Source organism: Kribbella italica, assembly GCF_014205135.1.
GTDB classification, from domain to species: Bacteria; Actinomycetota; Actinomycetes; order Propionibacteriales; family Kribbellaceae; genus Kribbella; species Kribbella italica.
Genome location: NZ_JACHMY010000001.1, coordinates 2458243 through 2471749 on the forward strand (window position 1 = coordinate 2458243; position 13507 = coordinate 2471749).

Genomic DNA, 13507 nt, shown 5'->3' on the forward strand with positions numbered 1-13507 from the left:
TCTCTCACAGCCAGCCCCGCTTCTTGAACGCGACGTACAGGACAACGCCGGTCAGCAGCATCAACGCCACCGCGAGCGGGTAGCCGAGCCGCCAGCTCAGTTCGGGCATGTGGGTGAAGTTCATCCCGTAGACGGTGCCGACGAACGTCGGGGCGAACAGGATCGCGGCCCACGACGAGATCCGCTTGACCTCCTCGTTCTGCCGCAGGCTGAGCTCCGACAGCCGCTGGGTCTCCTCGTTCTGCCGCTGCCCGACCACGGTCGCGTTGATCCCGATGATGTTGACCAGCAGCACCCGGAAGCCGGCCACCCGGTCGACGACGCGCTCGACGTGGTCGGCCACGTCCCGCAGGTACCGCCGCAGCTCGGCGTCGACGGCGTACTTGTCGAACCCGGCGCGCAGCGACTCGATCATCGCCGGCAGCGGCTGGGTGGCCCGCTCGAACTTCACCACCTCCCGCAGCAGCTGGTAGATCCGCCGCGACACGTCCGGGTCGCCGCTGAAGACCTGGTCCTCGATCTCGTCGACGTCGTTCTGCAGCCCGTCGACCACCGGCTGGTACTCGTCGACCACCTGGTCGAGGATCGCGTAGAGAACCGCTTCCGGCCCGAGCTTCAGCAGCTCGGGCGAGGCCTCGAGCCGCTGCCGTACGGCGCCCAGGTCGGGCGACTCGGCGTGCCGGATCGTGACGACGAAATCCTTGCCGGTGAAGACGTGCAGCTCGCCGTACTCCACCTGCTCCAGCGCGTCCAGGTAGCGGGCCGGCCGGAGCACGGTGAACAGTACGTCGCCGTAGCGCTCCAGCTTCGGGCGCTGATGCGCCGAGATCGTGTCGTTGACGGCCAGCCGGTGGATCCCGAACTCCTCGGCCACCGACGCGATCTCGCCCGGATCCGGCCGGTACAGGCCGATCCAGCCCATCCCGTGCCGGTCGCGCAGCAGCTCGTAGGTGTCCTCCAGGGAGTCGGGTTCGCAGTCGCGACACCCGTCGACGTACACGGCGTTGTCCACCACACCCATGCGGGCGGCTCCTCACTGGTGCTCAGGGTTCGAACCGGTAACCCATACCGGGTTCGTTCAGCAGGTACTTCGGGCGGGCCGGGTCCGGCTCGAGCTTGCGGCGCAGCTGCGTCATGTAGAACCGCAGGTTGCCGCTGGCGGTCTCGTAGCCCGGACCCCACACCTCGGTGAGCAGCTGGCGCTGGGACAGCAGCTTGCCGGGATGGCGGGCCAGCACCTCCAGCAGGTGCCACTCGGTCGGCGTCAGGTGGATCAGCCCACCCGTTGCCTTGCGCACCTTCTTGGTCGCCAGGTCGACCTCCAGCGTGCCGATCGTGAACTGCGGCTCGTCCGGGGTCAGGCTGCTGCGGCGCAGGACGGCGCGCAACCGCGCGAACAGCTCGTCGATGCCGAACGGCTTGGTCATGTAGTCGTCCGCGCCAGCGTCGAGCGCCTCCACCTTGTCGCTGCTGTCGGTCCGGCCGGACAGCACCAGGATCGGCGCCGAAGTCCAGCCGCGCAGCCCGCGGATCACGTCGACCCCGTCGAAGTCCGGCAGGCCCAGGTCGAGGACGACGAGGTCCGGCGGATGCTGGCCGGCCGTCGACAGCGCCGACGCGCCGCGGTCGGCGGTGTAGACGTCGTACCCGCGGGCTTTCAGGTTGATCTGCAGGGTTCTGATGATCTGCGGTTCGTCGTCGACCACGAGAATCCTGGTCACAGGCTGTCCTCCGAACGTTCTCTGCTGCCCGGCACCGGCGCGCCCTCGGCCTTCGCCGTCGGGATCGACACGACCATCGTCAGGCCGCCACCGGGAGTGTCCTCGGGCTGGACCGTGCCGTGCATCGTCTCGGTCAGCCCGCGCGCCAGCGCGAGGCCGAGTCCGACGCCGGTCGAGTTGTCGGTGTCGCCGAGCCGCTGGAACGGCGCGAACACCCGGCCGCGATCGGCCGGCGGGATACCGGGCCCGCGATCGACGACGCGGATCTCCACTACCTCACCCAAAGAACTTGCCGACAGCAACGGCGGCCGGCCCGGCGGCGAGTACCGCACCGCGTTGGCGAGCAGGTTCGCCATCACCCGCTCCAGCAGGGCCGGATCGGCGTCGATCAGCGGCAGACTCTGCGGGATGTCGACCCGCACCTGACCACCGTCGCCGAGCTCGGCCAGTACGCCGGGCACGATCTCGTCGAGGGCCGTCGGTCGATGGAAGACCGGCAGTACGCCGGCCTGCAGCCGGCTCAGGTCGAGCAGGTTGTCGACCAGGCGGTTCAGCCGGTCGAGGGATTCGTCGGCCGTCTCCAGCAACTCGTCCCGCTCGGCCGGGCTCCAGTCGACGTCGGAACTGCGCAGGCTCGTCACGGAGGCCTTCGCCGATGCCAACGGAGTCCGCAGATCGTGGCCGACGGCCCGCAACAACGCCGTACGGACCTTGTCGGCCTCGGCCAACGGCTTCGCCTCGGCGGCGGCCTCGCTGAGCCGCGCCCGATCGACCAGCGCGGCGGCGTGCGCTGCGAACGCTCCCACCAGCCGGCGCTCGTCGGCGGCCAGCGACCGGCCCTGCAGCACCAGCACGAGATCTTCGCGCCCGGGGATCTCCGCGTCACCGTCCTCGGGGCGGCGGCAGGTCGGCGTACCGGCGGAGGCGATCGGTCGCCAGATCTCGGTCATCTCGTCGTCGTCCACCCGTTCCATCAGGCACGCGCTGGTCATTCCGAAGGCCTCCCGAACGCGTTCGAGCAACGCCGGCAACGCGGTCTCACCGCGCAGGACCGACCCGGCCAATGTGGCCAGCGTCTCGGACTCCGCGGTGGACCGCGCGGCCTGCCGGGTACGACGTGCCGCCCGGTCGACGACCGACGAGACCATCGCGGCGACCAGCACGAAGATCGCCAGGGCGAGGACGTTGTTCGGCTCGCCGACGGTGAAGGAGCGCGTCGGTGGCGTGAAGAAGTAGTTCAGCACCAGCGATCCGCCGATCGCGGTCAGCATCGCCGGCCACAGACCGCCGACCAGCGCCACGACGACCACGGCGAACAGGAAGACCAGCACGTCGCTGGTCAGGTTCAGGGTGTCCGCACCGATACCGAGCAGCAGCGCCAGCAGGAGCGGGAGCGCGCAGGCCAGGACGAACCCGTAGATCTTGCGGCGCCGGGACAGGCTCCCCTGGCGCCTCGGCAGCCGGCCGCGGCCGATCTCGGCGTGCGTGACGATGTGGACGTCGATGTCGCCCGAGTCCCGGATCGTCGAGGCGCCGATGCCGGGACCGCTCAGCGACGTGAGCAGCCGCGACCTCCGGCTGCCGCCGAGCACCAGCTGCGTCGCGTTCTCCGCCCGGGCGAACGAGAGCAGGGCCTCCGGAATGTCGTCCCCCACGACCTGGTGGTAGCTGCCGCCGAGGCTCTCGACCAGCTCACGCTGCTGCGCCAGCCGTGCCGGACTCGCGCCGGTCAACCCATCAGAACGCGTGACGTGAACAGCCAGCAGATCCCCGCCGGACGACCGGGCGGCGATCCGGGCTGCTCGCCGGATCAGCGTCTCGCCCTCGGGCCCACCGGTGACTGCGACCACGACGCGCTCGCGCGCCTCCCAGGTCGTCTCGATGTCGTGCTGCTCGCGGTACTGCTGAAGCCCCGCGTCGACCCGGTCCGCCAGCCACAGCAGGGCCAGCTCGCGCAGGGCGGACAGGTTGCCCACCCGGAAGTAGTTGCCCAGGGCAGCGTCCACCTTGTCGGCGGCGTACACGTTGCCGTGCGCCATCCGCCGCCGCAACGCCTCGGGTGTCATGTCGACCAGCTCGATCTGGTCCGCGGCCCGGACCACGCGATCCGGGACCGTCTCGCGCTGCGGGACGCCGGTGATCTTCTCGACCACGTCGTTGATCGACTCCAGGTGCTGGATGTTGACCGTGGAGATCACGTCGATCCCGGCGTTCAGCAACTCGTCGATGTCCTGCCAGCGCAACTTGTTCCGGCTGCCCGGAATGTTGGTGTGCGCCAGCTCGTCGACCAGGGCGACGTCCGGCCGGCGAGCCAGGACGGCGTCCAGGTCGAACTCGGTGAAGCTGGCACCGCGGTGATCGACGATCCGCCGCGGTACCACCTCCAGTCCGTCGAGCATCGCGTCGGTGTGGGGCCGGCCGTGGGTCTCCACGAAGCCGACCACCACATCGGTGTCACGGGCCGCCCGGCGCTGCCCCTCGCCGAGCATCTTGTACGTCTTCCCGACGCCCGGGGCAGCCCCGAGATAGATCCGCAGTCGCCCGCGGCCGCTCCTGCTCATGAATCGGACAGCCCGGTCAGCTCAGCCCGGCGAGATCGCGGTTCAGCGTCACGACGTTCACCGCGGTCTCCCCCAGGAACCCGAGCGTGCGGCCCTTGGTGTTGTCCTTCACCAGCTGCTCGACCTTGCCGACGTCGAGCCCACGCTCCCGCGCGACCCGCTGCACCTGCAGCGCGGCGTACGCCGGGCTGATGCTCGGGTCGAGCCCGCTGCCGCTGGCCGTGACGGCGTCCGGCGGCACCTGCGCCGGGTTGACGCCCTCCAGCTTGGCCACATCGGCCCGGCGCTGCTCGATCAGCTTGACCAGGTCGGCGTTGTTCGGCCCGTACTGCGAGGCCGCGCTGCCCATCGCGTCGTAGTCGACCGCGGACGGCCGGGTCTGGAACCACTTCGGGTCCGCCTCCATCACCGGCTCGCCGTCCTCGTCCTTCTGGCCGGTGTCGCGGGTGTAGGCCTGACCGATCAGGTCCGAGCCGACGTCCTTGCCGTCCACCTGAACGATCGAGCCGTTCGCGTTGCCGTGGAACAGGGCCTGCGCGGCACCCGTCATCGCCAGCGGGTACACGATGCCGAGACCGATGGTGAACACCACCACCGCCCGGATCGCCACCCCGAACTGCCGTACGGAGCCGGGGAGATTGCTAGCCATTGCAGTAGACCTCTCTGATTGTCATGACGGTCAGCCGATCCCGGGGATCAGCGAGACCAGCAGGTCGATGAGCTTGATCCCGACGAACGGGGTGACGAGGCCGCCGAGCCCGTAGATCAGCAGGTTGCGGCGCAGCATCGAGGACGCCGACGACGGCTTGTACTGGACGCCGCGCAGCGCCAGCGGGACCAGCGCCACGATCACCAGCGCGTTGAACACGATGGCCGACACGATCGCCGACTCCGGCGAGGACAGCTGCATGATGTTCAGCTTGTCCAGCCCCGGGTACGCCGCGGCGAACAGCGCCGGCAGGATCGCGAAGTACTTGGCCACGTCGTTCGCGATCGAGAACGTGGTCAGCGAACCCCGGGTGATCAGCAGCTGCTTGCCGATCTCGACGATCTCGATCAGCTTGGTCGGGTTGGAGTCCAGGTCGACCATGTTGCCGGCCTCCTTGGCCGCGGACGTCCCGGAGTTCATCGCGACGCCGACGTCGGCCTGGGCCAGCGCGGGCGCGTCGTTGGTGCCGTCACCGGTCATCGCGACCAGCCGTCCACCCTCCTGCTCCTTCTTGATCAGCGCCATCTTGTCCTCGGGCGTCGCCTCGGCCAGGAAGTCGTCGACCCCGGCCTCCTCGGCGATCGCCTTCGCGGTCAGCTGGTTGTCGCCGGTGATCATCACGGTCCGGATGCCCATCGCGCGCATCTGGTCGAACCGCTCCCGCATGCCCGCCTTGACGACGTCCTTCAGGTGGATGACGCCCAGGGCCCGTGCGCCGTCGGCGTTGCTCTCGGCAACCACCAGCGGCGTACCGCCGGAGGCCGAGATGCCGTCCACGAGTTCACCGAGCGCCGCGTCGGAGCGACCGCCCTGCTCCGTGATCCAGGCGTTCACCGCGCCGGCGGCTCCCTTGCGCACCTGCCGGCCGTCGACGTCCACGCCGCTCATCCGCGTCTGCGCGGTGAACTCGACGAACGTTGCGTGCGGCAACTCGCCGGTGTGCCGCTCGCGCAGCCCGTACCGGCTCTTGGCCAGGACGACGATCGACCGGCCCTCCGGCGTCTCGTCGGCCAGGCTCGACAGCTGCGCCGCGTCGGCCAGCTCGGTCTCGCCGACTCCCGGCAGCGCGATGAACTCCGAGGCCTGCCGGTTGCCCAGGGTGATCGTGCCGGTCTTGTCCAGCAGCAACGTGTTCACGTCACCGGCCGCCTCGACCGCACGGCCCGACATCGCGAGGACGTTGCGCTGCACCAGCCGGTCCATCCCCGCGATACCGATCGCCGACAGCAGCGCGCCGATCGTGGTCGGGATCAGGCAGACCAGCAGCGCGACCAGGACGACGATGCCCAGATCCGTCCCGGCGTACGCCGCGAACGGCTTCAGCGTCACCGTGGCCATCAGGAACACGATGGTCAGGCTGGCCAGCAGGATGTTCAGCGCGATCTCGTTCGGCGTCTTCTGCCGCGAGGCACCCTCGACCAGCGCGATCATCCGGTCGATGAAGCTCTCCCCCGGCCTGGTCGTGATCTTCACGACGATCCGGTCCGACAGCACCCGCGTGCCACCGGTCACCGCGCTGCGGTCACCGCCGGACTCGCGGATCACCGGCGCGGACTCACCCGTGATCGCCGACTCGTCGACACTGGCCACTCCCTCGACGACGTCGCCGTCGCCCGGGATCACCTGGCCGGCCTCGACCACCACCCGGTCGCCCAGCTGCAGCGCCGTGGCCGGGACGTCTTCCTCGGACCCGTCGGCCGTCAGCCGGCGGGCCGTCGTCTCCGTCTTCGCGCGCCGGAGCGTGTCGGCCTGGGCCTTGCCCCGGCCTTCCGCCACGGCCTCGGCCAGGTTGGCGAAGATCACCGTCAGCCAGAGCCAGACGACGATCCACCAGACGAAAACACTCGAATCGGTGAAGGCCAGCACCGTGGACGCGACCGCGCCCACCTCGACGACGAACATCACCGGGTTCTTCACCATCACCCGTGGGTCCAGCTTGCGCACCGCGTCCGGCAGCGACGTCAGCAGCATCTTCGGGTCGAACAGACCCGACGGCGCTTTCTTCTCGACCGTCTTCTCCGGGGCCGGAGAAGGGGTCATGGTCTGGGTGGTCACAGTCCCTCCGCGAGGGGTCCGAGGGTGAGTGCGGGGAAGTAGGTCAGGCCGGTCACGATCAGGACGACGCCGACGAGCATCGTCACGAACAGGGCCTTGTGGGTGGGCAACGTGCCCTCGTTCACCGGGACCGGCTGCTGCCGGGCGAACGATCCGGCCAGCGCGAGCACGATCACGATCGGGACGAACCGGCCGAGCAGCATCACCAGCCCGAGGGCGGTGTTGTAGAACGGCGTGTTCGCGCTGATACCACCGAACGCGCTGCCGTTGTTGTTGCCCGCCGAGGTGAACGCGTACAGCACCTCGGAGAAGCCGTGCGGGCTGTCGGTGTTGAAGATCGACGCCCGGGCCGATTCCAGGCCCATCGCGATCGCCGTACCGACCAGCACCAGGCTCGGGGTGGCCAGGATGTAGAGCGAGACCAGTTTCATCTCCCGCGCGCTGATCTTCTTGCGCAGGTACTCCGGCGTCCGGCCGACCATCAGGCCGGCGACGAACACCGCCAGCACGGCGAGCACGAGCATGCCGTACAGGCCGGTGCCGGTGCCGCCCGGGCTGACCTCACCCAGCATCATGTGGAACAGTGCGGTGCCACCACCCAGCGGGGTGAACGAGTCGTGCGCGGAGTTCACGGCACCGGTCGACGTACCGGTCGTGGAGGTGGCGAACAGTGCTGACGCCCACTCGCCGAACCGGGTCTCCTTGCCTTCCATCGCGGCGCCCGCGGCCTGCGTCGCCGTACCGGCACCGCGGGCCTCGAAGATCGTCGCGGCGAAGGTGAAGGCCGCCCACAGGGTGCCCATCACGCCGAGGATCGCGTAGCCCTGCCGCTTGTCCTTGACCATCAGGCCGAAGGTCCGGGTGATGCAGACCGGGATCAGCAGGAGCAGGAAGATCTCGAAGAGGTTCGACAGCCCGTTGGGGTTCTCGAACGGGTGCGCGGAGTTGGCGTTGTAGAAGCCGCCACCGTTCGTGCCGAGCTCCTTGATGACTTCCTGGCTCGCCACCGGGCCGCCCGGGATCGTCTGCGCCTGACCGACCACACTGGTGACCTCGTGCCCCGAGGACAGGTTCTGCGCGACGCCCATCGCGACCAGCACCAGGCCACCCAGGACGGCGATCGGCAGCAGGATCCGGATCAGCGTGCGGGTCAGGTCGACCCAGAAGTTGCCCAAGCGGTCGGTCTTGGAGCGGGCGAACCCGCGCATCACGGCGACCGCGACGCTGATCCCGACCGCGGCGGAGACGAAGTTCTGCACCGCGAGGCCGGCGAACTGGACCAGGTGGCCCATCGTCACCTCGGGCGAGTACGACTGCCAGTTGGTGTTCGCCACGAACGACGCGGCGGTGTTGAACGACAGTCCCTGCTCGACGCCGGGCAGGCCGTTGGAGAACGGCAGGTGCCCCTGCACCCGCTGCAACAGGTAGAGGAAGATCAGGCTGACGGCGGAGAAGGCGAGCAGCGACCGGGCGTAGGTCGCCCAGGTCTGGTCGGCCTTCGCGTCGACGCCCAGCAGCTTGTACGTCCCACGCTCGACCCGGGAGTCCTTCTCCGTGCTGAAGACGTGGGCCATGTAGCCACCCAGTGGCCGGTAGGCGGCCGCCAGGAGCAGGACCAGCAGGCCGACCTGGAACAGGCCGGCGGCGGTGTCGGACATCAGAACCTCTCGGGAAAGATCAGGGCGGCGACCAGGTAGAGGACCAGCGCCGCGGCGACCACGAGACCCGCGATGTTTTCGGTGCTCACAGCTTCTCCACCCCCCGCAGCGCGAACCAGACGGCTGCGAACGTTGCTACGCAGACGGCCAAGAACAGAACGTCCTTCATGACCTGCCCCACCCCTCGACTAAAGAGCTCATGCGACTACTGCACACCGCCGCCTGCGCTGTCAGGAGTCTTCTCGCAGACCTCTCACACCGGCCCACCCACTTCTCACGGGACTCTCACGACAGGGAGGTGGGACCGTCTGGCTAGGCTGGGCCCCGACATGAACGGTTCCGGATCGATGCGACGACTCGTGGCGCGTGGCCTGATGCTGGTCGCGGCACTGATGGCCGTGTGCGCGTTCCACAGCTCCTCGGAACCGGTCGACCAGCCGACGGCCGCGATCGCGGCGACCGTGGACCTGGTCGGGCCGTTGCACCTCGATCTGACCGAGGTGCCCTCGACCTCACCGTCGGCCGACGAGCACGCGCACCTGGCCGTGGCCTGGCTGCTCGGACTCTCGCTGTCCCTCGTTCTGCTCGGACTGGTCACCCGCGCCCGCCGCACGGTGGCGGTGCGCCCGCATCTCGCGCGCATCGTCCCCGCCTTCGATCCACCCCCGCCGGCGACACCGTCGCTGGTCCAGCTCCGCATCTCCCGCACGTAGGCCGTTCGCCGTACGCCGAACCGGTCGCACCCCCGTGCGCCCGTCGTCCTGTCGTGTCTTCATCCAGGGAGTGAACTGCCATGAACACCAATGCCCGTATTTCCATCGGTATCGCCGCTGCCTTCGTTCTGGTGGCCGGCATCCTGCTGGCCGTCAACGCCGGCAACGGCTCCGACACCACGTCCGCCACCACCACCGACACCGATCGCCACGAGCAACTGGTCCGCTCCGACAGCCACAAGCTCGGCACCGCCGCCGACGGCAAGGCGACCTTCGTCGAGTTCCTCGACTTCGAGTGCGAGTCGTGCCGCGCCGCCTTCCCGGTCGTCGAGCAGCTGCGCAAGGACTACGCCGGCAAGGTGACCTTCGTCGTGCGGTACTTCCCGCTGCCCGGCCACTTCAACGGCGAACGCGCCGCCCGCGCCGTCGAGGCCGCCGCCCAGCAGGACAAGTTCGAGCCGATGTACCAGAAGATGTACGAGACCCAGGCCGAGTGGGGCGAGCAGCAGGTCCCCGCCGACGACCGGTTCCGCGGCTTCGCCAAGGACCTCGGGCTCGACCTCGCCGCCTGGGACAAGGCGTACGCCGCCCCGGCCACGCTCGAGCGGATCAAGCGCGACGTCGCCGACGGCGAGGCGCTCGGCGTGACCGGCACCCCGACGTTCTTCCTGAACGGCGAGAAGCTGCAGCCCGAGTCGGCCCAGGACCTCACCGCGAGCATCGATGCCGCGCTCAGGTAGCGGCGTCGACACGACTGCCCGTACGCCGTACCCGAAGCTGTTGCCCTGGCTGCTGCTGGTCGGCGGAGCCATCGGCCTGGTGGCGGCCGTCGTACTGACCGTCGAGAAGATCGCCCTGCTGCGCGACCCGGCCTACGTCCCGTCGTGCAGCATCAACCCGATCCTGTCGTGCGGGTCGGTGATGACCAAGCCGCAGGCCGAGGCCTTCGGGTTCCCCAACCCGCTGCTCGGCATCGCCGGGTTCGCCGTCGTCACCACGATCGGCGCGGCGCTGCTGGCCGGTGCGACCTTCCGGCGCTGGTTCTGGCTCGGTCTGCAGGCGGGCGTGACATTCGGGGTCGTGTTCGTCCACTGGCTGATCTTCCAGAGCCTGTACCGGATCCAGGCGCTGTGCCCGTACTGCATGGCTGTCTGGGCCGTCACGGTCCCGATCTTCTGGTACGTCACCCTGCACAACCTCAACCGCCGCAACCGCGTCGTCATCGCCGCCACGCGCTACCACACGGTGGCACTGACGATCTGGGCGGTCGTGCTGCTCACCCTGATCGGCGAGCAGTTCTGGCCGTACTGGAGAACCCTGCCGTGACGGACCATACGGTGCACCCTGGGAAGATCTGGGCATGAGGAACGGCGGAGGACCGGACTGTCTGCTGGTGACCGGGATGCCCGGGGCCGGGAAATCCACGGTGACCAGGCTGGTCGCACAGCGGCTGGAGCGTTCGGCGCGGCTCGGCGGCGACGAGGTGAACGCGATGATCGTCAACGGCTTTGTGTGGGCCCTGGGTGAGCCGGCCGACGAAGCGGCGCGGCAGGTGGAACTGCTGCACCGCAACCTGTGCGCCCTGGCGAACAACTTCTCCGACGCCGGGTTCACGCCGTTGATCGACGCGATGGTGCCGAACCGCTCGACGCTGGACAACTTCCGCGCGCTGCTCGCGCCGCGCCGGCTGTTGTTCGTCGTGCTCGCGCCGGGTATCGAGGCCTGCCGCTACCGCAACAGCATCAGGGATCCCGCCGACCGCTTCGACTTCGATGGCTACGAAGCCCTCGAGGCCGCGATGAGACGGGAGTTCGGCGACGCCGGCTGGTGGCTGGACACGGCGCCGCTCAGTCCTGACCAGACCGCCGAGCTCATCGTCCGCGAGGCCGGCCGCCGGGCCGTCGTGACCTGACCCGGTGCCCGGTGGTCAGGCGACGTTCTTGACCAGCCACCGGGTCAGCGGCTGCAGCTCGGAGAAGGCGGCGAGCACGCGGTCGGCCGCCGCGGAGGTGTGGATCCAGTCGTCACAGCCGAGCGGTCGGGTCGCGATGAGGGACTTGTGCCGCAGCAGCTCGGCCCGGGGATGGTCGGCCGGATACCCGCGCAGAGGCCGCTTCAGCATGTCGCCCGAGATCTCGAGCCCCTCGCGCTCGAGCTTCCCGACGATGGCCGCCAACCGCCGCCCCGACCCGCTGTCGGCCACCGCGGCCCGGTACCGCTCGATCTGCGCCGACGGCGCGTACCACCACGCCAACGCGACCTCCAGACCGTCGAGGTCGAACCGGACGCTGAACTCGACGTTGCGCGCCATCCGAACGATCGCGCTCTGCCGCTGCCAGGCCTGCATCAGCACTTCGCCGTACCTCCAGACCGCGAAGTCCTCGTACGCCGGATCGTGGTCGGCCACGACGTTGAGCAGATCGATCATCGGCTGCCGAACCAGGTCCTCCCGATCCCGCCGGCACTCCCGCCGCACCTCGGCCGAGGGATCCCCCTCCAGCCGCAGCAACACGTCGAACGCCCCGCGCGGCCACCCCTCGAACCCGTTGATCACCACGAATCTGCCTCGCTAGTCGAACGGCCAGGTACCACGGGCAAGCTCCCACGCCTCGTGCGTCGTCGCCGCGAGCGTCCCGAGCCCGGTGGCGTCGGCCTGGTAGTCCGTCCCGTCCAGACGCCGGCTCACCCCGCCGGCCTCGGCCAGCAGCAGCGAACCCGGCGCGTGGTCCCACGGCAGGATGCGGCCCCAGCAGATGAAGTCGATGGATCCCTCGATCAGGGCCGGGTAGTCGCACGCCGAGTTGAGATTCCCCAGCGTCCGCCGGTACGGGACCGGAAGCGACTCCATCACGGCGTGCTGCTCGGCCGGGAAGAACCGGGTGTGGAAGACACCGCGCAACTCCGCGACCGTCGGCGCCGTCGTACCGACGCGCACCCGCTCACCGTTGCGGTACGTCCCGGCGCCGGCCTGGGCCTGCCAGGCGACACCGAACTCCGGCTGCCAGATCCAGCTCGCCACCGCCTCACCGCGCTCGACCAGCGCGACCGCCATCCCGTACGCCGGATCGCCGCGCACGAAGTTGGCGGTGCCGTCGACCGGGTCCACCAGCCAGCAGGAACCGCCGGGGTACAACACGTCGAGCACGGACGCATCAGCCGCCACGGCCTCCTCGCCGACCACGGGCAGATCCGGCCGGACGCCACGCAAGGCGGACTCGAGGAACGTCTCGGCCTCGCGATCGGCGATCGTCACCCAGTCGCCCGGCGACTTCTCCGCGATGTCCCCGTCGGCGAGCGCACGGAACCGCGGCCGGACGAACCGTTCGCCGGCCTCCTGCAACAGGGCCATCACAGCCGTATCGGTGGTCACCTGGGTCCTCTCCCCTGCCTCAGAACTACCCACGGCCCACCACACTAGCGGCTGACCACGAGCGTCTCGTTGTGCTCGGCAATCACCTGCTCGTCGTCCTGCACCTCGCTCGAAGCGCGCCCGGCCAGGAGGAAGAAGGGAAGCGCCAGCAGCTGGACAACGGCACCGACCAAGTACGACGGCCCATAGCCCCACACGTCGGCGGCCTTGCCGAGAGTCGGCTGGAAGACCACGCCGCCGCCGGAGGCCAGCACGTTGTCCGACGACAGGACGGTGGCCCGCTGCGCCGAGGGAATGCGCTCGTTGAGGTACGCCTGCCGGATCGGCCCGGTCGCCGCGGAGAGAACGGCCCAGACGGTCAGCAAGATCAGCACCGCCCAGAAGCCGGAGGCCAACCCCATCAGCAGCAGGACGATCACCGCGCCGATCGCGGCGAGGAGCAGCAACGACGTACGCCGCCGGAAGAGCTTCCCGATCACCGGCGCGGACGCACCGCCGATGATCTGCGCGCCCGCGTGGCACCGCTGAAGAACGTGAAGCCCAGCCCGAGCAGCGTCGACACCCCCGCCCACGCCGCGAACGCCGCACCGACGCTCAGCCCGGCGTCCAGCAGGAACAACGTGTTGATCCCCCAGATCAGCGACGAGGCACCGGTGGACACCACCGTCAGTACGACGTACGTCCGGAACAGCTGCTCGGCCCTCATCGCGAACTCCTTCA

At 69.4% G+C, this 13507-nt stretch carries 15 protein-coding genes; 4 read left to right on the forward strand and 11 right to left on the reverse strand.

Annotated elements, in window-relative coordinates; genetic code table 11:
• Nucleotides 1-4: 4 nt before the first annotated feature.
• Genes HDA39_RS11480 through kdpF form a run of 7 tightly spaced genes read right to left on the reverse strand, consistent with a single transcriptional unit; the run spans nt 5 to nt 8793 of the window.
• Complete coding sequence (locus HDA39_RS11480; protein WP_184795209.1) at nt 5-1021, reverse strand: magnesium and cobalt transport protein CorA; 1017 nt, start codon at nt 1019-1021, stop codon at nt 5-7.
• 22 nt (nt 1022-1043) lie between these two features.
• Nucleotides 1044-1721 (reverse strand): response regulator, encoded by a 678-nt coding sequence (locus HDA39_RS11485; RefSeq protein WP_184795210.1) that lies wholly within the window; start codon nt 1719-1721, stop codon nt 1044-1046.
• Entirely contained in the window at nt 1718-4282 is a 2565-nt protein-coding gene (locus tag HDA39_RS11490) for a sensor histidine kinase (RefSeq protein ID WP_184795211.1), read from the reverse strand. The genes HDA39_RS11485 and HDA39_RS11490 overlap by 4 nt, the downstream gene beginning before the upstream one ends.
• A gap of 16 nt (nt 4283-4298) precedes the next feature.
• Nucleotides 4299-4931, reverse strand: coding sequence for a potassium-transporting ATPase subunit C (locus HDA39_RS11495; protein ID WP_184795212.1), 633 nt, complete (start codon nt 4929-4931; stop codon nt 4299-4301).
• A gap of 30 nt (nt 4932-4961) precedes the next feature.
• The gene (kdpB, locus tag HDA39_RS11500; protein WP_184805891.1) at nt 4962-7031 is read right to left on the reverse strand and encodes a potassium-transporting ATPase subunit KdpB; all 2070 of its coding nucleotides are present in this window, start codon (nt 7029-7031) and stop codon (nt 4962-4964) included.
• A gap of 11 nt (nt 7032-7042) precedes the next feature.
• Nucleotides 7043-8704: a potassium-transporting ATPase subunit KdpA gene (kdpA, locus tag HDA39_RS11505; protein ID WP_184795213.1), complete on the reverse strand. Its 1662-nt coding sequence runs from the start codon at nt 8702-8704 to the stop codon at nt 7043-7045.
• Nucleotides 8704-8793, reverse strand: coding sequence for a K(+)-transporting ATPase subunit F (gene kdpF / locus HDA39_RS43160; RefSeq protein WP_184795214.1), 90 nt, complete (start codon nt 8791-8793; stop codon nt 8704-8706). The genes kdpA and kdpF overlap by 1 nt, the downstream gene beginning before the upstream one ends.
• A 258-nt stretch (nt 8794-9051) precedes the next feature.
• Here kdpF and HDA39_RS11515 point away from each other — a divergent pair, with 258 nt between their 5' ends.
• From HDA39_RS11515 to HDA39_RS11530, 4 genes are all read left to right on the forward strand, one after another.
• Nucleotides 9052-9417: a hypothetical protein gene (locus HDA39_RS11515; protein ID WP_184795215.1), complete on the forward strand. Its 366-nt coding sequence runs from the start codon at nt 9052-9054 to the stop codon at nt 9415-9417.
• An 80-nt stretch (nt 9418-9497) separates the two neighbouring features.
• Nucleotides 9498-10157, forward strand: a complete 660-nt coding sequence (locus HDA39_RS11520; protein ID WP_184795216.1) for a DsbA family protein — start codon at nt 9498-9500, stop codon at nt 10155-10157.
• Nucleotides 10141-10743: a vitamin K epoxide reductase family protein gene (locus tag HDA39_RS11525; protein ID WP_184795217.1), complete on the forward strand. Its 603-nt coding sequence runs from the start codon at nt 10141-10143 to the stop codon at nt 10741-10743. Before HDA39_RS11520 ends, HDA39_RS11525 begins: the two co-directional genes overlap by 17 nt.
• 34 nt (nt 10744-10777) lie before the next feature.
• The gene (locus tag HDA39_RS11530) at nt 10778-11329 is read left to right on the forward strand and encodes an AAA family ATPase (RefSeq protein ID WP_184795218.1); all 552 of its coding nucleotides are present in this window, start codon (nt 10778-10780) and stop codon (nt 11327-11329) included.
• Between the two features lie 15 nt (nt 11330-11344).
• On the opposite strand, the gene HDA39_RS11535 is transcribed toward HDA39_RS11530, so the two are convergent.
• From HDA39_RS11535 to HDA39_RS41825, 4 genes are read right to left on the reverse strand one after another with little or no spacing between them, the layout of a single operon-like run.
• Nucleotides 11345-11974 (reverse strand): DUF2461 family protein, encoded by a 630-nt coding sequence (locus HDA39_RS11535; RefSeq protein WP_337925713.1) that lies wholly within the window; start codon nt 11972-11974, stop codon nt 11345-11347.
• 12 nt (nt 11975-11986) lie between these two features.
• Complete coding sequence (locus HDA39_RS11540; protein WP_184795219.1) at nt 11987-12787, reverse strand: inositol monophosphatase family protein; 801 nt, start codon at nt 12785-12787, stop codon at nt 11987-11989.
• Between the two features lie 44 nt (nt 12788-12831).
• Nucleotides 12832-13266: an MFS transporter gene (locus tag HDA39_RS11545; RefSeq protein ID WP_202892955.1), complete on the reverse strand. Its 435-nt coding sequence runs from the start codon at nt 13264-13266 to the stop codon at nt 12832-12834.
• Nucleotides 13263-13493 (reverse strand): hypothetical protein, encoded by a 231-nt coding sequence (locus HDA39_RS41825; protein ID WP_202892956.1) that lies wholly within the window; start codon nt 13491-13493, stop codon nt 13263-13265. The genes HDA39_RS11545 and HDA39_RS41825 overlap by 4 nt, the downstream gene beginning before the upstream one ends.
• Nucleotides 13494-13507 lie beyond the last annotated feature (14 nt).